At 66.8% G+C, this 19303-nt stretch carries 17 protein-coding genes; 6 read left to right on the top strand and 11 right to left on the bottom strand.

Annotation, left to right across the window (positions count from 1 at the left end; translation table 11 throughout):
- Positions 1–30 precede the first annotated feature (30 nt).
- Positions 31–1449 carry a basic amino acid/polyamine antiporter gene (locus LE197_RS15990; protein ID WP_023109063.1) on the top strand — a complete coding sequence of 473 codons (1419 nt, stop codon included), beginning with the start codon at positions 31–33 and terminating at the stop codon, positions 1447–1449.
- Position 1450: 1 nt separating this feature from the next.
- On the opposite strand, the gene LE197_RS15995 is transcribed toward LE197_RS15990, so the two are convergent.
- Positions 1451–2122 (bottom strand): DNA-3-methyladenine glycosylase I, encoded by a 672-nt coding sequence (locus tag LE197_RS15995; protein WP_003086605.1) that lies wholly within the window; start codon positions 2120–2122, stop codon positions 1451–1453.
- 46 nt (positions 2123–2168) lie between these two features.
- Positions 2169–2993, bottom strand: coding sequence for a tRNA 2-thiocytidine(32) synthetase TtcA (ttcA, locus tag LE197_RS16000; RefSeq protein ID WP_003082462.1), 825 nt, complete (start codon positions 2991–2993; stop codon positions 2169–2171).
- Between the two features lie 102 nt (positions 2994–3095).
- Between ttcA and LE197_RS16005 the strand changes: the two genes are divergently transcribed.
- The 3 genes from LE197_RS16005 (at position 3096) to LE197_RS16015 (ending at position 5112) form a co-directional block, all read left to right on the top strand.
- A complete protein-coding gene (locus LE197_RS16005) occupies positions 3096–3689 on the top strand; it encodes a DNA-J related domain-containing protein (protein ID WP_003082458.1) in 594 nt (197 codons plus the stop codon).
- Between the two features lie 158 nt (positions 3690–3847).
- Positions 3848–4447 (top strand): Yip1 family protein, encoded by a 600-nt coding sequence (locus tag LE197_RS16010; protein ID WP_003082455.1) that lies wholly within the window; start codon positions 3848–3850, stop codon positions 4445–4447.
- Between the two features lie 167 nt (positions 4448–4614).
- On the top strand, positions 4615–5112 hold the full coding sequence (locus tag LE197_RS16015; protein ID WP_003116346.1) for a SprT family zinc-dependent metalloprotease: 498 nt from the start codon (positions 4615–4617) through the stop codon (positions 5110–5112).
- Between the two features lies 1 nt (position 5113).
- Here the strand turns inward: LE197_RS16015 and LE197_RS16020 are convergent, their stop codons facing one another.
- From LE197_RS16020 to LE197_RS16035, 4 genes are all read right to left on the bottom strand, one after another.
- The gene (locus tag LE197_RS16020; protein ID WP_003082450.1) at positions 5114–6295 is read right to left on the bottom strand and encodes a CaiB/BaiF CoA transferase family protein; all 1182 of its coding nucleotides are present in this window, start codon (positions 6293–6295) and stop codon (positions 5114–5116) included.
- A gap of 88 nt (positions 6296–6383) precedes the next feature.
- Complete coding sequence (locus LE197_RS16025; RefSeq protein ID WP_003082447.1) at positions 6384–7523, bottom strand: acyl-CoA dehydrogenase family protein; 1140 nt, start codon at positions 7521–7523, stop codon at positions 6384–6386.
- Between the two features lie 101 nt (positions 7524–7624).
- Positions 7625–8644 (bottom strand): LLM class oxidoreductase, encoded by a 1020-nt coding sequence (locus LE197_RS16030; RefSeq protein WP_003120555.1) that lies wholly within the window; start codon positions 8642–8644, stop codon positions 7625–7627.
- Positions 8641–9270, bottom strand: a complete 630-nt coding sequence (locus tag LE197_RS16035; protein ID WP_003112463.1) for a glutathione S-transferase family protein — start codon at positions 9268–9270, stop codon at positions 8641–8643. The genes LE197_RS16030 and LE197_RS16035 overlap by 4 nt, the downstream gene beginning before the upstream one ends.
- Positions 9271–9471: 201 nt before the next feature.
- Here LE197_RS16035 and LE197_RS16040 point away from each other — a divergent pair, with 201 nt between their 5' ends.
- Positions 9472–10362, top strand: a complete 891-nt coding sequence (locus LE197_RS16040) for a LysR substrate-binding domain-containing protein (RefSeq protein WP_023109064.1) — start codon at positions 9472–9474, stop codon at positions 10360–10362.
- A gap of 74 nt (positions 10363–10436) precedes the next feature.
- Here LE197_RS16040 and dctA read toward each other — a convergent pair whose 3' ends face one another.
- Positions 10437–11747 carry a C4-dicarboxylate transporter DctC gene (gene dctA / locus LE197_RS16045; protein ID WP_003082442.1) on the bottom strand — a complete coding sequence of 437 codons (1311 nt, stop codon included), beginning with the start codon at positions 11745–11747 and terminating at the stop codon, positions 10437–10439.
- A 335-nt stretch (positions 11748–12082) separates the two neighbouring features.
- On the opposite strand from dctA, the gene LE197_RS16050 reads away from it, so the two are divergent.
- The gene (locus LE197_RS16050) at positions 12083–13084 is read left to right on the top strand and encodes an AraC family transcriptional regulator (protein ID WP_003106595.1); all 1002 of its coding nucleotides are present in this window, start codon (positions 12083–12085) and stop codon (positions 13082–13084) included.
- 3 nt (positions 13085–13087) lie between these two features.
- Here LE197_RS16050 and LE197_RS16055 read toward each other — a convergent pair whose 3' ends face one another.
- The 4 genes from LE197_RS16055 to LE197_RS16070 form a co-directional block, all read right to left on the bottom strand.
- Positions 13088–16450 (bottom strand): diguanylate cyclase, encoded by a 3363-nt coding sequence (locus tag LE197_RS16055; protein ID WP_003086577.1) that lies wholly within the window; start codon positions 16448–16450, stop codon positions 13088–13090.
- Between the two features lie 101 nt (positions 16451–16551).
- Positions 16552–17898, bottom strand: a complete 1347-nt coding sequence (gene phoQ / locus LE197_RS16060) for a two-component system sensor histidine kinase PhoQ (protein ID WP_003082438.1) — start codon at positions 17896–17898, stop codon at positions 16552–16554.
- On the bottom strand, positions 17895–18572 hold the full coding sequence (gene phoP, locus LE197_RS16065; protein WP_003082436.1) for a two-component system response regulator PhoP: 678 nt from the start codon (positions 18570–18572) through the stop codon (positions 17895–17897). The genes phoQ and phoP overlap by 4 nt, the downstream gene beginning before the upstream one ends.
- Before the next feature lie 79 nt (positions 18573–18651).
- Positions 18652–19254: an outer membrane protein gene (locus tag LE197_RS16070; protein WP_003082431.1), complete on the bottom strand. Its 603-nt coding sequence runs from the start codon at positions 19252–19254 to the stop codon at positions 18652–18654.
- Positions 19255–19303 lie beyond the last annotated feature (49 nt).

Consider the following 19303-nt stretch of genomic DNA (forward strand, 5'->3'; position numbering starts at 1 on the left):
ACATACCGGATGCAGTTTCGGAGGTGCCACATGGCCGATTCGGAAAAGGGAAAACTGGGGCTGCCGGCGCTGACCGCGCTGGTGGTGGGCGGCATCATCGGCAGCGGCATCTTCAGCCTGCCGCAGAACATGGCCGAAGGCGCAGGCGCCGGCGCGATCCTGATCGCCTGGGCGATCACCTTCGTCGGCATGCTGACCCTGACGCGGATATTCCAGTGGCTGTCGACCACCCGCCCCGAACTGGACGACGGCGTCTACGGCTACGCCCGCGAAGGCTTCGGCGAATACCTGGGGTTCAATGCCGCCTGGGGCTACTGGATTTCCGCCTGGGTCGGCAACGCCGGCTACCTGGTGGTGCTGTTCAGCGCCCTCGGCTCGTTCGGCGCGCTGGCCTTCTTCGGCGACGGAACCACCTGGCCGGCGCTGCTCGGCGAATTGACGGTGCTCTGGCTGATGCATGCCTTCGTCCTCCACGGCGTGCACAACGCGGCGATCACCAACGCCATCGTGACCCTCGCCAAGGTGGTGCCGATCGCCCTGTTCATCCTCTGCGTAGCCCTGGCCTTCCGCATCGAGACCTTTCACCTGGACTTCTGGGGCAGCCCGGCCCTGGGCAGCGTCACCCGCCAGGTGGAAACCACCATGCTCTACACCGTCTGGGTATTCCTCGGCATCGAGAGCGCCACGGTCTATGCCAGCCACGCGCGGCACGCGGCCGATGTCAGCCGCGCAACCCTGCTCGGCTTCGTGGTCACCCTGCTGTTGCTGGTCTGCGTCTCGGTGCTGTCGCTGGGCGTGGTGCCGCAGCACGAACTGGCGCAGATGAAGAACCCCTCGATGGCCCAGGTGTTGGCCGCGGCGGTGGGCCCCTGGGGCGCCACGCTGATCAACGTCGGGCTGATCGTCTCGGTCGGCGGCGCGCTGCTGGCCTGGACCATGCTCGCGGTGGAAATGCTCTACCTGGCCAGCCGTGGCCCAACGCACACCGCGCCGGCACTGTTCGGCCGCACCAATGCGGTGGAAACCCCGGCGCCGGCACTGTGGCTGACCAGCACGCTGATCTCTGCGCTGCTGCTGGTGGCCTTCCTCAACGCCTCGGGCTACAACGCGCTGATCCAGTTGGCCACCTCGATGGCGCTGATCCCCTACCTGCTCTGCGCCGGCTTCTGCCTGAAGCTGGTGGCGCGCCGCCCGCACTCGGGCGCGATGCTGGCGCTGGCGCTGTTGGGGACGCTCTACGGGGTCTGGCTGATCTACGCCGCCGGGCTGAAATACCTGCTGCTGTCGATGATCCTCTACGCGCCAGGCCTGGGCTTCTTCCTGCATGCCCGTCGCCAGCGCGGCCTGCCGGCGTTCGGCAATCGCGCCGAAGGCAGCGGCGCGGCGCTGGTGCTGGTCCTCGCGCTGGCGGCGCTGTGGATGATCGGCAGCGGTCGGCTGAGCCTCTAGCTCAATGATTGACCGTATGTGCCAGCATCACCGACAGCTGGCACAGCGGCCGGCCACTCTCCTCGCGCCACTGGTTGAAGGCTCCCTGGACGGCCGCCAGGTCCTTGAGGCTGGTGGGCGGTTTGTCGATGATCTCCTGGGCCTTCAGCGCGGCGACCATGTCGTCGCTGGGAATGAAGGTGTCCTTGCCGGCCATCCGCAGGAAACGCGGCGCCGACAAGCCGCCGAGCTGGTTGCCGCGCTTGCTCAGCAGCTTCCACAGGCCGACGATGTCGGTTTCCGGCCAATCCGCGAGGAAGTTGCCGAAGCTGCCATGCTCGCGGGCCAGGTCGAGCACCATCTGCGCATTGCGCGGCACGCTCTTGAGCTTGCCCAGGTGGCGGATCAGGCGGGCGTCCTGCATCAGCCGCTCGAGATGCTCGGCGCTCATGAGCACGACCTTCTGCGGATCGAAGCCGAAGAACACTTCCTCGAAGGCCGGCCACTTGGCGTCCACCAGGCTGTGCTTGAGGCCGGCGCGGAAGATCCGCAGGCTGATCAGCGACAGGTAGCGGTCGTCACCCACCGCGCGCAGCTCGGCGGCGCTCTTCGGCTGCGGCAGGCGCGCTTCCAGCGCCTCCCTGGAGCCGAAGCGGTTCAGGCAGTATTCGTACATCCAGGCGTAGTCGCGCATCGGGAATCCTTGCAGACCGGAGAGAAGAACTGACTCGCGGCGCGGCTCAGAGGTTCATCACGTCGAGGAAGCGCGGCGTGGCGTTCTCGTCGATGCGCAGGTTGGCGAAGTCGAACAGGTTGCGGTCGGCCAGTTGCGACGGCACCACGTTCTGCAGGGCGCGGAACATGATCTCGGTACGCCCCGGCGATTTGCGTTCCCATTCCAGCAGCATTTCCTTGACCACCTGGCGCTGCAGGTTCTCCTGCGAACCGCAGAGGTTGCAGGGGATGATCGGGAACTCCTTGAGCTGGGAATAGGCCTCGATGTCCTTCTCGCTGCAATAGGCCAGCGGCCGGATCACCACGTTGCGCCCGTCGTCGGCCAGCAGCTTCGGCGGCATGGCCTTCAGGGTGCCGCCGTAGAACATGTTGAGGAAGAAGGTCTCGAGGATGTCGTCGCGATGGTGACCGAGGGCCATCTTGGTCGCGCCGATCTCGTCGGCGAAGGTGTACAGCGTGCCACGGCGCAGGCGCGAGCACAGCGAGCAGGTGGTCTTGCCTTCCGGGATCTTCTCCTTGACCACCGAGTAGGTGTCCTTCTCGACGATGTGGTACTCGACGCCGATCGACTTCAGGTACTCCGGCAGGACATGCTCGGGAAAACCGGGCTGCTTCTGGTCCATGTTCACCGCGACGATCTCGAAGCGGATCGGCGCGACCTTCTGCAGGTAGAGCAGGATGTCGAGCATGGTGTAGCTGTCCTTGCCGCCGGACAGGCAGACCATGACCTTGTCGCCATCCTCGATCATGTTGAAGTCGGTGATGGCCTCGCCGGCCAGGCGGCGCAGGCGCTTCTGCAGTTTGTTCTGATTGACCGAAAGGGTGCCCATGGTGCTCTGGAATCCGGGTGTTCGAGGAGAAAAGCTGGCTATTTTACGCACAAAGCGACGCCGACCCCAGCCCCTCCCGACGCCCGATGCTAGTCTTGCCCCATGACTCCCGACCTCGACCACCGCCTCGACCTCGCCGGGCAGATCCTCTGCCTGCTGCGCGAGCATCCCGAGGGGCTTTCCGAATACCAGTTGATCCAGCTGCTGAAGGCCCGCCATTCGACGCATATCCCCCATCGCGAACTGGCCGACAAGCTGGTGCTGTTCCGCACCCATTTCCTCCTGTTCAACGCGCTCTACCACCTGCGCGACCACCTCTGGGCCGAGCGCGAGGCGCACCTGGAGATCAGCCCGCTGAGCCTGCGCCTGCATCCTTACGTGGATGGCACGCAGGCGCTGGAACAGGGCGATCCGCTGCGCGACTACTACCTCGACCTGCGTCACCTGGGGGAGACCAGCGAGGCCGACGTCGAGCGGCTGCTGCAGAGTTTCTGGACGCGCATGCAGGGCAGCGAGGAGAAGGCTGCCGCCCTCGCCCTGTTCGAGCTGGAAGGCGCGGTCGACTATCCCGCCATCAAGCTGCGCTACCGGCAACTGGTCAGCCAGCACCATCCCGACCGCGGCGGCAGCACTGCGCGCCTGCAATCGATCAACAAGGCGATGGAAATACTGCAACGCTATTACAGCCGGCCGTGAAGCTTCGATTTGCTCTAAACCCGCGAGCGACGCGGGCTCGGGCCGTTCCTATACTGCGACATAAGGTCGCATAGGTCGGCCGAGCACCGGGTGGCGCTGTCCATGCGCGCCCGGCGCTTCGCTGGGGGGCGACCACATAAGAACGAGGAGGAAACGGCATGATCCATCATGTATGGGGGCTCTTCACCCATCCCGATCAGGAATGGCAGGAAATCCGTGGCGAAGAAGAAAGCATCAGCCACATGTACCTGACCCACATCCTGATCCTGGCTGCCATTCCGGCGATTTCCGCCTATATCGGCACGACCCAGGTCGGCTGGGTGGTCGGCGGCGGCGATCCGGTCAAGCTGACCCAGGCCAGCGCGTTGCAGATGACGGTCCTCACCTACCTGGCGATGCTCGCCGGGGTGGCGGTGATGGGCGCGTTCATCCACTGGATGGCGCGGACCTACGACGCCAACCCGAGCCTGACCCAGTGCATCGTGTTCGCCGCCTACAACGCCACGCCGCTGTTCATCGCCGGGCTGGCGGCGCTGTATCCGCACCTCTGGCTGGGAATGATCGTCGGGGTGGCGGCGATCAGCTACACGGTCTACCTGCTCTACGTGGGGATTCCCACCTTCATGAACATCCACAAGGACGAAGGCTTCCTGTTCTCCAGCTCGGTGCTGGCGGTGGGCCTGGTGGTGCTGGTGGCGATGATCGCCCTGTCGGTGATCCTCTGGGGCAGCGGGGTCGGCCCGGAATACACCAGCTGACGTCCAGCGAACGCATCGTACGACCGGGCCGCGGGCAACCGCCGCCCGGTTTTTTCTTGCCCGCCGCCGCGCTTGCCTGATCCTGCACCCCGGACGAGCGGTCGTCCCGACGCCTGCGCCCGCCCTCCTGTCTCCGGCATAATCGCCCGCTGCTGGAGTCTTCCCGAATGCCCGAACACCTCAACGCCCGCGTCGAGGCCTGCTATCGGCAGGCCGAACACTTCTTCCAACGCAGCTTCCCCCGCCCGACCGTCAGCTTCCGCCTGCGCGGCCAGAAAGCCGGGGTCGCCCATCTCGACGAGAACCTGCTGCGCTTCAATCCCCAGCTGTACCGCGAGAACCGCGAGCACTTCCTGGAACAGACCGTGGCCCACGAAGTCGCGCACCTGATCGCGCACCAGTTGTTCGGCCCACGCATCCGCCCCCACGGCGAGGAGTGGCAGTTGATCATGCGCGGCATCTACGGCCTGCCGCCGGACCGCTGCCACACCTACGCGGTCAAGCGCCGCGTCACCACCCGCTACCTGTACCGCTGCCATTGCCCGGAGCACAACGACTTCCCGTTCTCCCCGCAACGCCACACCCTGGTGGCCAAGGGGCGCCGCTACTACTGCCGGCGCTGTAAGGCGACCCTGGTGTTCACCGGCGAAGTGCTCCGCGAGTGATTCAGGCGATGGCCCCGGCCGCCTTCAGCTCGGCGATCCGTTCGGCGGAGTAGCCCAGGCCTTCGAGCACCGCCACGGTGTCGGCGCCGAGCGCCGCGCCGATGTGGCGAGGCGCCGGCAGGCCGGCGGAAAACTTGATCGGACAGGCCATCTGCGCCTGGCTGCCGCCGTCCGCCAGCGGCACCCGGGCGACCAGCCCGCGCGCCTGCAACTGCGGGTGTTCCAGCGCCTCGGAGAGCGGCAGCAGCGGCTCCACGCAGGCATCCAGGGCGGCGAACACCGCCTGCCATTCGGCGAAGTCGCGTTTCTCGAACTCCATCTCGATCTCGCGCTTCAGCGCCCGCTGCTCTTCCGGCTTCGGCGACAGGCCGCGGGCGGCCAGTTCCGGGCGGCCGATGGCGGCGCAGAACTGCTGCATGAACTGCGGTTCCAGGCTGCCCACCGAGAACCAGCGGCCATCGCGGGTGCGGTAGTAGTCGTAGAAGCTGCCGCCGTTCAGCGCCAGCGCCTCCATCTCCGGCTCGACCCCGGCCGCGAGATAGCCTGCACCGGCCATGCCGTTCAGGCTGAAGGCGCAGTCGGTCATGCTGATGTCGACGAACTGCCCCTCGCCGGTCTGCTGTCGGTGGATGACCGCCGCCAGCAGGCCCATCACGCCATGCAGCGAACCACCGGCGAGGTCCGCCAGTTGCACCCCCAGCGGCAACGGGCCACGCTCGCGGCGCCCGGTGTAGCTGGCGACGCCGGCCAGCGCCAGGTAGTTGATGTCATGCCCGGCGCGCTCGCGGTACGGCCCGGTCTGGCCGTAGCCGGTGATGGCCACGTAGATCAGCCGCGGGTTCGCCGCCTTCAGCGCCTCGTAGCCGACGCCGAGCTTGTCCATCACCCCCGGACGGAACTGTTCGAGGACGATGTCGTATTCGCGTACCAGCTCCAGCACCACCTCGCGCGCGCCCTGCCGCTTCAGGTCGAGGCCGATGGAACGCTTGTTGCGGTTCAGGTAGGCATGGCTGGCCGAGGTGCCGTCGACGTGCGGCGGCAGCACCCGCACCAGGTCCATGCGCCCGGGCGACTCCACGCGCAGCACGTCCGCCCCCATGTCGGCCAGCAGCAGCGAGGCGAACGGCCCCGGCAACAGGGTCGAGAAATCCAGCACTTTCAACGATGACAACGGGCCTTTCATGCTCCCTCCTCTGGGTCGCCGGGCATTGGTCGGGATCGCCTGCCGAGCAGCCTATCCACCCGCCGCGCGGCGCGACATGGCCGTGGCGTCAGAGCTTCATGCCGCGGCTGATGATCTCTTTCATGATCTCCGAGGTACCGGCGAAGATCCGCTGGATGCGGGCGTTGGCGTACATCCTGCAGATCGGATACTCCCACATGTAGCCCCAGCCGCCATGCAGTTGCACGCCTTCGTCGACCACCTTGCCCAGCAGCTCGGTGGTGAACAGCTTGGCTTCGGCGGCGACCTCGGGGGACAGCTTCTTCTGGTTGTGGTCCATCACGCAGCGGTCGGTGAAGACCTGCGCCACGTCGATCTGGGTACGCATTTCGGCGAGCTTGAAGCGGGTGTTCTGGAAGTGCGCGACCGGCCGGCCGAAGGCCTGGCGCTCCTTCACGTAGTCGATGGTCGCCTGCAACGCCGCCTCGGCCCCGGCCACCGCGCCGCAGGCGTTGGTCAGGCGCTCCTGGGCGAGCATGTTCATCAGGTAGAAGAAGCCGCCCTTGGCGTCGCCCAGCAGGTTTTCCTTCGGCACCCGCACATTGTTGAAGAACAGCTCGGCGGTGTCCTGGCTCTTCATGCCGAGCTTCTTCAGGTTGCGCCCGCGCTCGAAGCCTTGCATGCCGCGCTCCACCAGGAACAGGCCCATGGCGTGCTTGTTCGCCGGATCGGTCTTCGCCGCGACGATCACCAGGTCGGCCAGGAGGCCGTTGGAGATGAACACCTTGGAGCCGTTGAGCAGCCAGTGGTCGCCCTTGTCCACCGCGGTGCTGCGCATGCCGGCCAGGTCGGAGCCGGCGGACGGCTCGGTCATGGCCACGGCGAGGATGGTCTCGCCACGGACGATCCCCGGCAACAGGCGGGCCTTCTGCTCGGCGCTACCGTATTCGGCGATGTACGGCCCGCACAACGCCGAGTGCAGCGGGATCATGAAGCCCGGCTCGTTGATCCGCGCCAGCTCCTCGCACATGATCTGCTCGTAGCGGAAGTCCTTGAGCCCGGCGCCACCGTACTCCTCGTCCGCCCAGGGCAGCAGGAAGCCCATCTCCCCCGCCTTCCTCCAGACAGCGCGGTCGACCACCCCGGCCTCTTCCCAGGCGTCCTGGTGCGGCACCACCTCTTTGTCGAGAAAGGCGCGGAAGGCATCGCGGAACAGGTTGTGTTCGGTCTCGAAGATCTGCCGTTGCATGTACGGGGACTCCCTGCGGTCAGTGGTTCCGCAGGGTAGGCGGCGCCGGCCGGCGCCCTCAATGACGCGAGCGCTCAGGCTCGGTTGACCGAATCGGTCAGCTACCAGTCCATGCTCGCCGGCTGCACGCCCGGGTGGGACGGGAACAGCGGCAGCACCTCCTCGGCCAGTTCCTGGATGACTTCCGCTGCCGGCCTGGCGGAGAACTGGATGCCCAGGGCGGCATGGTTGACGCCCGCCGCACGCCATTCGCCGAGCAGCTCGATCAGGCCGTTGCGCCCGGTGCGCAGGACGTAGCCGCCGTGCAACGGCGTACGCGGATACGCCGGGTCGTCCACCAGGTCCAGCCATTCGTTGGTCATGTGCGGGCGGAACCCGCCGTCCGCGATGGACATCCTCCAGGCGCGGATCTTCCCGGCCAGGCGACGTGGCCCGGACGCATCGACAGTCGACTCCGGATAGGTCAGCCAGCCATCCGCCTGGCGTGCCAGCCAGTCCGCCGGCTGCCGCGCGGAGCCGGTGACGACCAGCGGGATGGCGCCGGCCGGCGGACGCGGCAACAGTTCGGCGTCGTCCAGCGTACCGAGCGGCGAGGCGACGTGCCGGCAGCCGTGCAGCAGTTGGCGCAGGTAGTCCAGGCCCTGGGCGAACCGCTCGCCGCGCTGCGCATGCTCCAACCCGTAGGCGGGGAACTCCACCGGCCGGTCGCCGGAGGCGAGGCCCAGCACCAGGCGTCCGCCGGACAACCGGTCGACGCTCGCCGCGGCCTTGGCCAGGTCGACCGGTTGGCGCAGGGCAAGCACCGCGCTGCCGGTGGCCAGGGCGATACGGCGGGTCCGCGCGGCCAGATAGCCAAGGTAGGTGAACGGGTCGAACACTTGTCCGGCATCGCCGAAGCGTGGGTCGAACAGCGGTACGTCGCGTACCCAGACGGCGGCGAATCCCAGTCGATCGATTTCTTCGACCAACCGCGCCTGGCCCAGCAGCACCCGCATGTCGCCCTGGTAGAAACGCAACGGCAGGAACAGGCCCAGGGTCAGCGCGTCTGCGGCGAACATGCGCCGATAGCCAGGGTGCCCGACGAAGGCCGGCGCCGAGGCGCCTTGCAGCAGGGCGCTCATGGACCCACCGCCGGTTCCGGCAGGAGGATCCCGCGCTGCACCGCAGGCCGCAGGGCCATGCGCCGGTGCCAGTCGTCCAGGTGGCGATAATGGCTGAAGTCGAAGTCGACGATCCGCGCCGTATGGGTCCAGCCGAAGGTGGCGATATCGGCGATGGAGTATTGCTCACCGGCCAGCCAGGGCCGTCCGGCCAGGCGCTGGTCGAGGGTGGCGAAAACCTCCTCGGAGAGCCGCCGATAGCGTTCGATGGCCGGCGGGTACCGCTCTTCGGCGAAGATCTCGAAATGCACGCGCTGGCCGAGGATGGGGCCCATGCTGGAAGCATGGAAAGTCAGCCAGGTCAGGGCCTCCCAGCGTTCCCGGGGGGCGTCGGGAAGCAACCGCCCGCTGGTCTCCGCCAGGTACTGCAGGATCGCCGCCGACTCGAACAGGGTGATGCCGGCGGCCCGGTCTACCAGCACCGGTATCCGGCCATGTGGATTCAGGCGCAGGAATTCCGGGCGGCGTTGCTCGCCATGGTCGATGCGAACGTGGTGCAGTGCGTAGGGCAGCCCCAGTTCCTCGAGGGCGATGGTGATCTTGAATCCGTTGGGTGAACTGTCGCTGTAGAGCTGGAGGGAAGGCATGGCAAGTATCCTTGCAGCGCTGGACTATCCGGCGCCTGGGCGATGGGGGCGGCGCCGACCGGGGAAACCGCCTCGGCCGCTTCCCGCACACCGAAGAAAGCAGCTAGGCTAAAGTCTCTCGTTTCGCCACACATGCTGAAGCCCGGGTCGGCGGATGAAAAACGATCCTTTCTACAACCTGTTTATAGAAAAACTGAATTCATGGGTGCCGTCCTCCCGCTCCTCGCGCTACGTGCTTTCGTCGAAACCGCCCGCCATGGCAATCTCACCCGCGCGGCCGCGGCCATGGGCGTCACTCCCGGCGCGGTAAGCCAGCAGCTCAGGGCTCTGCAGGCGCGCACCGGCGTCGTCCTGTTCCAGCGCTTCAGCCATGGCATGCGCCTGACGCCGGAGGGCGAGCAGGTCTATCCCGGCCTCCGCCAGGCCTTCGAGCAGATCACCGCGAGCCTTGCCCAGCTGGAGGCGATCAATGCCCGCCAGACCCTCACGGTCAGCACCGAGCCCTCCTTCGCCGCCACATGGCTGGTGCCGCGCCTCGGTCAATTCAGCGCGTCGCACCCGCAGGTGGAAGTCCGCGTGGAGGCTACGGCACTGCTCGCCGACCTGCGCCGGGAACGAATCGACGTCGCCATCCGCCACGGGCTCGGCGACTACCCCGGACTCGACGTGCAGGCGCTGATGGCCCCGCCGCTGATCCCGGTGGCCAGCCCGCGTCTGCTGGCGGAAGGCCCTGAGATCCGCGAAGCGATCGATTGCCTGGCCTACCCGCTGTTGCAGGAGTCGGAGCGCAATGACTGGCGCCTGTGGCTGCGGGCGATGGGGGTGGAGGACGACCCGCGCAGCGAGAGAGGTCCGGCTTTCGCCGACGACCTGCTGCTGGTTCGCGCCGCCGAGGCCGGCCAGGGTATCGCGCTGGTACGGGAGATCCATGCCCGCGCCGAGATCGCCAGCGGCCGCCTGGCGGTCGCCCTCGAGCGGCCCTGGCCGAGCCGCTTCGCCTATTACGCGGTGAGCCTGCCAGGAGCGGCGCAACGAGCGCCCCTCTCGCTGTTCCTCGCCTGGCTGCGCGAGCAGGCCTCCGCCGAGGCATAAAAAAACCCGCCACGAGGGCGGGTTCGAAGGGCGGCAGGGAGCTCTTCACTTCCCCCTGCCGAACAGGTTTGAGCTTAGACCGCTTCGCGGCCGCCCACCGGAATATCGCTGGCAGGCGACGAAGCGTTGCCCTCGCCGGCCAGTTCGCGCTGCAAGGTGCCCTCGTCGAGCTGCTTGCACCACTTGGAAACCACTACCGTGGCCACGCCGTTGCCGACCAGGTTGGTCAGCGCGCGGGCTTCGGACATGAAGCGGTCGATGCCGAGGATCAGCGCCAGGCCGGCGACCGGCAGGTGGCCGACGGCGGAAAGGGTCGCGGCGAGCACGATGAAGCCGCTGCCGGTGACGCCGGCGGCGCCCTTGGAAGCGATCAGCAGCACCAGCAGCAGGGTGATCTGGTGGGTGATGTCCATTGGCGTATCGGTGGCCTGGGCGATGAACACCGCGGCCATGGTCAGGTAGATCGAGGTGCCGTCGAGGTTGAAGGAGTAACCGGTGGGAATCACCAGGCCGACCACCGACTTGTTGCAGCCGAGCTTCTCCATCTTGTCGATCATCCGCGGCAGGGCCGACTCGGAAGACGAGGTGCCCAGCACGATCAGCAGCTCCTCGCGGATGTACCTGATGAAGCGCAGGATGCTGAAGCCGTGGGCGCGGGCGATGCCGCCGAGGACGATGAGCACGAACAGGATGCAGGTGATGTAGAAGCACAGCATCAGTTGGCCGAGCTGCACCAGCGAACCCACGCCGTAGGCGCCGATGGTGAAGGCCATGGCGCCGAACGCGCCGATCGGGGCGACCTTCATGATCACGTTGATGATGTTGAACATCACGTGGGAGACGCGCTCGATGAACTCGAACACCGGCTTGCCGTAGCTGCCCAGGCGATGCAGGGCGTAGCCGAAGAGCACGGAGAAGAACAGGACCTGGAGGATGTCGCCGTTGGCGAACGCGCCGACCACGGTGCCGGGGATCACGTTCATCAGGAAGTCGACGGTGCTCTGCTTCTCGCCGGCAGCGGCGTAGGCAGCGATCTTGCTGGTGTCGAGGGTGTTCGGGTCGACGTGCATGCCGGCGCCCGGCTGGACCACGTTGACCACTACCAGGCCGATGATCAGGGCCACGGTGGAGACGACCTCGAAGTACAGCAGCGCCATGCCGCCGGTCTTGCCGACCGACTTCATGCTCTGCATGCCGGCGATGCCGGTGACCACGGTGCAGAAGATGATCGGCGCGATGGCCATCTTGATCAGCTTGACGAAGCCGTCGCCGAACGGCTTCATCGCCACCGCCGTTTCCGGGTACCAGTGGCCGAGCGCGATACCGATGGCGATGGCGACCAGAACCTGCACGTACAGGCTCTTGTAGAAGGGTTGTTTGGTCATGGGCAGAGTCCTCACGGGGGCGCTTCGCCAGTTCCCTGGAACGCGCTCACCGGTAGCGTTACCCCCCTTGCTGGGGAGATTTTTTGTCGTGAACCGCCGCGGCGGAACCTTGCCCAGGCATTGCAGAGGCTGTGCCAGGATGCTCTTTATCTAAATAAAATCCTTATATATCAACAAGTTAAATAATAAATGAAAATTGCATAGCGGGCTAAGCGTGGCGGATTACCGCCCGGCGGGCCGGCTGTGCCGCGCGAGCATGGCGGGAGTCCGCCACCACCCTTGTCGTCTTCCGGGTGGCGCCCTACCATCGCCGTTCCAACAACAAGGACGCCGCCATGCGTGAGCGCACCATCGCCAGCCATTTCGTCCGCGCCGCGTTGCGCGGGGCCACGCGCCAAGGCCTGGACGGCCCCGCCCTGCTGCGTCGCGCCGGCATCCAGCCGGCCCTGCTGGACGAACCGCGGGCACGCATCGCGCCGGAGCAGTTCACCCGCCTGATGCAGTTGCTCTGGGAAGTGCTGGACGACGAATACATGGGCTTCGGCGAAGTCCGCAGCAAGCGCGGCACCTTCGCCATGATGTGCCACACCCTGATTCATTGCCGGACCCTGGAAAAGGCCCTGCAGCGCGGCGAACTGTTCTACGGCCTGTTCCCCCAGGCGCCGCTGATCCACCTGCGGCGCGACGGCGACCTGGTGCGCCTGAGCCTCGAGGAACGCCACCTGTCGGACCCGGATCACTTCCTCGCCGAAAGCCTGCTGGTGATCTGGCACCGCCTCGCCAGTTGGCTGATCGGCCAGCGCATCCGCCTGGAGGAAGCCACCTTCAGCTACCCGGCGCCGGACCACCAGGCCGAGTACGACCTGCTGTTTCCCTGCCCCCGGCGGTTTTCCGCCGGCTGCACCAGCCTGCTGTTCGCCGCCCGCTACCTGGGCATGCCGCTGCTGCAGGACGAACGCACCCTCAAGCAGTTCCTCCAGCACTCTCCCGCCGACCTGCTGGCGCGCCCGGACGGCGGCGACAGCCTGACCAGCCAGATCCGCCGCCTGCTCGGCCGCGACTGCCGGCGCTGGCCAGACCTCGACCAGGTCGCCCGCCAACTGCACATGAGTTCGCAGACCCTGCGACGCCACCTGCGCGAGGAAGGCGGCAGCTTCCAGCAACTCAAGGACCACCTGCGCCGCGACCTGGCGATCTACCACCTGGGTCGGGACGAGCTATCGATCCAGGACATCGCCGAGCAGCTCGGCTTTTCCGAGCCCTCGGCCTTCCATCGCGCGTTCAAGAAGTGGACCGGCCTCACCCCCGGCGCGTACCGGCACCAGGCGGAAGCCTGAAGCTCAGCCCAGCTCCTGGCGACGAAGCCCGCTGCGCAGTTGGTCGAGCACCGTGGCGAACGGCTGCGGCCGACCGACCGCGTAGCCCTGGGCGAAATCCACCCCGAGGCGCGCCAGGTGATCGAGGATTTCCCGGCTCTCGACGAACTCGGCCACGGTCACCGCGCCCAGGCGGTGGGCGATCTGGTTGATGGAGTCGACGATGGCCTGGTCCACCGGGCTCTTGTCCAGGTTGCGGACGAAGCTGCCGTCGATCTTGATCACGTCGACGACAAAATTCTTCAGGTAATTGAAGGAACTCAGGCCGGAGCCGAAGTCGTCCAGCGCCACCTTGCAGCCGAGGTCGCGCAGCTTGGCGACGATCCGCGAAGCCACCGACAACTGGTTCATCAACGCCGTCTCGGTCAGCTCGAAGTACAGGCGCTCCGGCCTCAGCGGCGAGTGTTCGATGCGATCCAGCAGGTAAGGCAGGAACAGCGGGTCGTTGAGCGAGTTGCCGGACAGGTTGATGCCGATGCTCAGGCCCTCCACCGCGGCGATCCGCGCGCCGAAGTTGATCAGCGCCTCGTTGATCACCCAGCGGTCGATGCTGGCCATCAGGTTGAAGCGCTCGGCGGCCGGGATGAAGGCGCCCGGCGGAGTCATCTGGCCATCCGGATCGTACAGTCGCAGCAGCAGCTCGTAGTGCCGGTCGCCGTCGCGGCGGGGGCCGACCGGGACGATCTCCTGCGCCTGCAACTGGAAGCGGTCGTTCTCCAGGGCCTCGCGCAGCCCGCTGGCGAGGAGTATGTCGCGGTGCTGGCGCTCCACTTCCTCATGGCCGAACTGGTACACCGAAACCCGGTTGCGCCCGGCATGCTTGGCCGCGTAGCAGGCCACGTCGGCCTGGCTCATCAGTTCGCTGGTGCTGCGCGAGGTGGCGGTAAGGGCGGTGATACCGATGCTCGCGCCCACGTCGTAGAGCCGCCCTTCCCAGGGGAAGCGCACCGAGCAGATCTGCTCGATGAGCTTGCTCGCCACCTGCTCCGCCTCCGCCAGGTCGCAATCGAACAGCAGCAGGCCGAACTCATCGCCGCCCAGCCGCGCCAGGGTGTCGGAGGCGCGGGTGCGGTCGGCGAGAATCCGGCTCAGCTCGCGCAGCAGCATGTCGCCCGCCGCGTGCCCGGCGGAATCGTTGACCACCTTGAAGCGGTCGAGGTCGATGAAGCACAGCGCATGCTGGGTCGCCCGCTCCTGGGCGTTGGCCAGGGCGCGTTGCAGCTCCTCCTCGAACTTGGTGCGGTTGAACAGCCCGGTGAGGGCATCGTGGGAGGCGTGATAGCTCAGCTCGCGCTGCATCGCCCGGGCCTTGGTGACGTTCTGGAACACCAGCACGGTGCCGATGATCTCGCCATCGCGGGTGCGCACCGGCGCCGCGCAATTCTGGATATCGTGCTGCTCGCCCTTGCGGCTGATCAGCGTGGCGCCGTCCTCCAGGTAGAACACCCGGGTGTTCTGCAGGCAGCGTCGCACCGGGCTTTCCAGGGCCTCGCCGGTGTCGCTGTCGAGCACGTTGAAGACCAGTTCGTGGGGCGCGCCGATGGCGTCCTGCAAGGTCCAGCCGGTCATCGCCTCGGCCACCGGGTTCATGAAGGTCACGCGGCCGCCGGCGTCGGTGGTCAAGACGGCATCGCCGATGGAATACAGGGTCACCTGCAGGCGTTCCTTTTCCTCGTGCAGGGTTTCCGCCAGGGTGCGGATCTCGGTGATGTCGCTGTTGATGCCGATCATCCGCACCGGACGGTTGTCCTCGTCGCGCGTCAGCGTGGCGATCGCCCGCAGGTGGCGAACCTCGCGGTTGGGGCGGACGATACGGAACTCGCAGTCGAATTTCTGCAACCCGCTGACGGCGCGCTCCAGCTCGCGCAGCACGCGGTCGTGATCCTCGGCATGCAGGCTCGCCTTCCACTGCTCCACCGTGGTCTCCCCGGGACCGCTGCGGATGCCGTACAGGTCGAACATGCGGAAATCCCAGTGCAGGCGGTTGCGCGCCAGGTCCCACTCCCAGATGCCGATCTGCCCGGCGTCGGTGGCCAGCTTGATCCGTTCGGCGAGGCGCTCGCGCTCCAGCTCGGCACGCTTGCGACTGTCGATATCCTCCACCTGGGTGACGAAGTACTGGGCGACTCCCTCCTCGTCGCGCACCAGCGACACGCTGATGCGCGCCCAGAAGGTTTCGCCGTCCTGGCGCAGGTAGCGCTTCTCCATCTGGTAGGAGTTGATACGCCCGGCGAGCAGGTCGCGCACCAGGTCGAGGTCCAGTTCCAGGTCGTCCACATAGGTGATCTCCTGGAACGACAGCTCGCCCAGGCGTTCGGCGGAATAGCCGAGCATCCGGCACAGCGCCTCGTTGACCTTGAACAGCCGCCCCTCCAGCGACACCAGGGCCATGCCGATCGCCGAGAATTCCATGGCGCCGCGGAACTGCGCCTCGCCGATGGCCACCTGATGCTGCTCGCGGCGGCTGCGCTCCATGATCACCGAGACCAGGAAGGCGGGAATGAGGGTCAAGGCCATCGGCAGGTACAGCAGCGGCTCGCCGAAACGTTGCTGGGACGACTCGGGGACGAACACGCCGAGGGCGATCAGCACGGCGATGAAACAGGTGTTCAGGCAACCGATCAGCGCGGTACCGAACACGCTGGTGCTGGCGGCGGCCACCAGCAGCGGCAGGAGCACGTAGATGAAGGCGTAGGGCAGGCGCGTCAGGGCCACGAAGCTGATCACCAGGGTCACCAGCAGGAGCATCGCGTTGTCCACTCCCGCCCGCCCCGACAGAGCGTGACGCCAGGCCGCCAGGTTGCTGGCCATGCATAACGGCAGCAGCGCGAGCATGCCCATCGCATCGCCCACGTACCAGCGCGCCCACATTTCCGGGAAACGCCCCATGCCGAAGACGCTGACCAGCACCGCGCCCACCGAGGCGCCGAGCAAGGGCGGAATCAGCGCGCCGGCCCAGAGCACGCGAACCGCCGAATGCAGGTTGAATTCGAAGTCCTCGCGCACCCGGTTGATGCGTAACAGCATCGCGGCGAAGATCGCTTCGCTCAGGTTGGCCGGCAGGAACGCCGCGCTCATCCACAGGCTGTCGCCATACAGGCGGTTGGCCGCCAGGTTGGCCACGGCGGAGCAGAGCAGGATCGCCGGCCACTGGCGCAGCGGCGCGCGCAGCAGGGCGGCGGTGAGGATCGCGTTGGGCAGCCAGATCGCAGCGATGGTGGCGGGCTGGCGCGACAGGTAGATGCAGGCCAGGGCGGCGAGAAAGAACAGCACACCGGCCTGGATGCCCGCCCACAAGCCCCTGTCGTCGGTTTTGCCACTGAACATCCGCTCGAATCCCCGGTACCTGCGTCAAAGGAACTGCGCCAGCCGAACAGACTTCAGCGTAGCGCGGAAACACCTCAGACGTAGGTAACGGCCGCCAAGTCTCAGACTGTAGCGAAACGTATGCGGAAGCAGGCGCCGCCCAGCTCGGAATCGTCCAGGCTCAGTTCGCCGTCGTAGCTCTCGATGATGTCCAGCGCCACGGCCAGGCCGATGCCCTGCCCCGGGTGCTGGGTATCGGCGCGCTCGCCGCGGCGGATGATTCGTGCGCGCTGTTCGGCAGGCACTCCGGGACCGTCGTCCTCGACCCACAGCTCCGAGTAACCCGGCCCCAGCCGGGCGCCCACGCGGACCCGGCCCAGGCACAGGCGATAGGCGTTCTCCAGCAGGTTGCCGAGCAGTTCCAGCAGCGCGCCGCGCTCCACCGGCACGCTGAAGGACGGCGAGAAGTCCCGCTGCAGGCTTACCCGCTTGTCGCGATAGACCTTGTCCAGCGCGTCGCACAGGGTCTCCACCAGCGGCGCCAGTTGCTCGCGATGGCGTACCAGGCCGCTCTTGCGCAGGCTGGCGCGCTGCAACTGATAGCCTATCTGCTGGCTCATGCGCTCGATCTGGCCCTGTAGCACCCGCACCTGCTCGCGGTTGCCGGGCTCCTCGGCGAGCTGGTCGCCGACCCCCTGCAAGACCGCCAGCGGCGTCTTCAGACTGTGCGCCAGGTCGCCGAGGGAGTGGCGGTAGCGCTCGCGCTGCTTGTGCTCGCTGCGCAACAGGCGGTTCAGCGAGTGGGTCAGGCGCAGCAGCTCGCGCGGATGCTCCTCGCTCAGGCTCTCGCGCTCGCCGGATTCGATCTGGTCCAGCTCGGAACTCAACCCGCGCATCGCCCGGAAGCCCCAGGTCAGACCCAGCCAGAGCAGCCCGAGCAAGACCAGCAGGGCGCCGCCGAGCCACAGGTAGAGCTGCTCGCGGAACCCCTTGAGCAGGCTCTCGAACTCGCTGACCGATTGCATGGTGACGATGCTGTAGGCCGCCTGCTTGCCGCGCAGCAGGTCGATCTCGACGTCGAACACGAAGAACTCCTCGCCCTTCGCATCGCGGGTGGTGTGGAATTCGTTGCCGCGGCCGTCGTAGCGCGGCGTGTAGTTGATCGACTCGTCGGCCGCCGAGGTGGAGCGCCAGAGCAGATCGCCATTCTGGTCGTAGATATAGCCGAGGACCTTGGCCTCCGGCAGGTTGAACTCCTCCACCGGCAGGTGCTCGGGCATCACCAGGCGGCCCTTCTCCACCCGCGCCGCCGAGACCAGGGTCGCCACGTCGGCGGCCAGGCGCTGCTCGATGGTGTTCTCCAGGGCGATGCCGAAGGCCCGCTGCAGGGCCGGCAGCAGCGCCAGCATGAACAGCACCGCCAGGGCGGCGGCGCCGAGCATCAGACGGATGCGCAGGGAACGGATCACCGGCAGCGCTCGGTGAACAGGTAGCCCTGGCCGCGCACCGTATCGATCGGCTTGAAGCCGCCGCAGGCCTCCAGCTTGCGCCGCAGGCGGCCGACCAGCACCTCGATGACGTTGGCGTCGCGCTCCTCGTCGTCGGGATAGAGCTGTTCCATCAGGCGTTCCTTGGCCACCACCTGCTGGTGATGCCGCATGAGGTATTCGAGGATGCGGTATTCGTAGGCGGTCAGCGCCACCGGTTGCTCCTCGACCAGCGCCTGCTTGCGGTTCAGGTCGAGGACCAGGGGGCCGGCCTCGATGGTCGACTGGACGAACCCCGAGGAGCGTCGCAGCAACGCGTTCAGGCGCGCTTCCAGTTCCTCGAACTGGAACGGCTTGACCACGTAGTCGTCGGCCCCGGCGGCCAGGCCTTCGACCTTGTCCTGCCAGTTGCCGCGGGCGGTGAGGATCAGGATCGGGAAGGACTTGCCCTGCGAACGCAGCTCGCGGATCAGGTCCAGGCCGCTCATGCCCGGCAGGCCGAGGTCGATCACCGCCAGGTCGTGGTGGTATTCGCTGACCCGGTAGAGGGCTTCCTCGGCATCCGGTACCGCGTCCACCACGTGCCCCTGTTCACCCAGGCGGGTATAGAGGTGGTGGCGCAACAGCGCCTCGTCTTCCACTACCAGCAGTTTCATGAGGTTCCTCCGGATGAGATGCGGCCGGACCTTCCGGCCCGGCCATCGAAGCATGCCCTCGCGGGCGCTGCGCGGTCATTTAGAACTTGTAGTTGGCGCCCAGGTAGAATTGCGAGCTGCTGTGCAGGTCCAGGGAGCCCAGCTTGTTGCCGCCATGCGGGGTCATCTCGGTGCTGGCGTTGGTGCGCAGGTAACGATAGCCGCCTTCGATCGAGGCATTCTTGCTCAGCTCCTGCAGGATACCGGCCTGCAGCCCGGCAGCGTAGCCGACATCGCTGTCGCGCTTGAAGCCCTTGCCGTCCTGTTCCAGCTTGACCAGGCCGAGGGTGGCACCGCCGAACAGCTTGGTGTTGTTGTCGCCGATCGGCAGGAAGGCGTCGTAGCTGCCGAGCAGGTTCTGCTGGCGCAGCTTGTTGCCGCTGCTGGTGTCGGAGATGTTCTCGTAGGTCGCGTAGTAGCGGCCCTGCTCGAACTGCTGGCCGGCGCGGATGCCCCAGGTGCCGGTGTTGTCGATCACCTTGTCGAGGTTCGGGCTGTTCAGGTTGCGGTTCAGCGACTTGGATTTCTGGATGTTGTTGCTGGTCTCGCCCCAGGTCAGGCCGACGAAGTTGTCGGCGGCCTGGACGCCGGCGGCGGAACCCAGCAGGGCGGTGGCGATGAAGAGAGTCTTGAGTGCTTTCATGGTGTTTCTCCGTTCTGCGAGAGTCGTGTCGTTCACGGCTTGCAGAGTA

Origin of the sequence: Pseudomonas sp. PS1(2021) (genome assembly GCF_020405165.1) — a bacterium.
In the GTDB taxonomy this organism is placed as follows: Bacteria; Pseudomonadota; Gammaproteobacteria; order Pseudomonadales; family Pseudomonadaceae; genus Pseudomonas; species Pseudomonas aeruginosa.

Bases quoted from the DNA above. Each gene is read 5' to 3' on its own strand.
- LE197_RS15990 (WP_023109063.1), top strand. From the start codon at position 31: ATGGCCGATTCGGAAAAGGGAAAACTGGGGCTGCCGGCGCTGACCGCG.
- LE197_RS15995 (WP_003086605.1), bottom strand. From the start codon at position 2,122: ATGCGCGACTACGCCTGGATGTACGAATACTGCCTGAACCGCTTCGGC.
- ttcA (WP_003082462.1), bottom strand. From the start codon at position 2,993: ATGGGCACCCTTTCGGTCAATCAGAACAAACTGCAGAAGCGCCTGCGC.
- LE197_RS16005 (WP_003082458.1), top strand. From the start codon at position 3,096: ATGACTCCCGACCTCGACCACCGCCTCGACCTCGCCGGGCAGATCCTC.
- LE197_RS16010 (WP_003082455.1), top strand. From the start codon at position 3,848: ATGATCCATCATGTATGGGGGCTCTTCACCCATCCCGATCAGGAATGG.
- LE197_RS16015 (WP_003116346.1), top strand. From the start codon at position 4,615: ATGCCCGAACACCTCAACGCCCGCGTCGAGGCCTGCTATCGGCAGGCC.
- LE197_RS16020 (WP_003082450.1), bottom strand. From the start codon at position 6,295: ATGAAAGGCCCGTTGTCATCGTTGAAAGTGCTGGATTTCTCGACCCTG.
- LE197_RS16025 (WP_003082447.1), bottom strand. From the start codon at position 7,523: ATGCAACGGCAGATCTTCGAGACCGAACACAACCTGTTCCGCGATGCC.
- LE197_RS16030 (WP_003120555.1), bottom strand. From the start codon at position 8,644: ATGAGCGCCCTGCTGCAAGGCGCCTCGGCGCCGGCCTTCGTCGGGCAC.
- LE197_RS16035 (WP_003112463.1), bottom strand. From the start codon at position 9,270: ATGCCTTCCCTCCAGCTCTACAGCGACAGTTCACCCAACGGATTCAAG.
- LE197_RS16040 (WP_023109064.1), top strand. From the start codon at position 9,472: ATGGGTGCCGTCCTCCCGCTCCTCGCGCTACGTGCTTTCGTCGAAACC.
- dctA (WP_003082442.1), bottom strand. From the start codon at position 11,747: ATGACCAAACAACCCTTCTACAAGAGCCTGTACGTGCAGGTTCTGGTC.
- LE197_RS16050 (WP_003106595.1), top strand. From the start codon at position 12,083: ATGCGTGAGCGCACCATCGCCAGCCATTTCGTCCGCGCCGCGTTGCGC.
- LE197_RS16055 (WP_003086577.1), bottom strand. From the start codon at position 16,450: ATGTTCAGTGGCAAAACCGACGACAGGGGCTTGTGGGCGGGCATCCAG.
- phoP (WP_003082436.1), bottom strand. From the start codon at position 18,572: ATGAAACTGCTGGTAGTGGAAGACGAGGCGCTGTTGCGCCACCACCTC.
- LE197_RS16070 (WP_003082431.1), bottom strand. From the start codon at position 19,254: ATGAAAGCACTCAAGACTCTCTTCATCGCCACCGCCCTGCTGGGTTCC.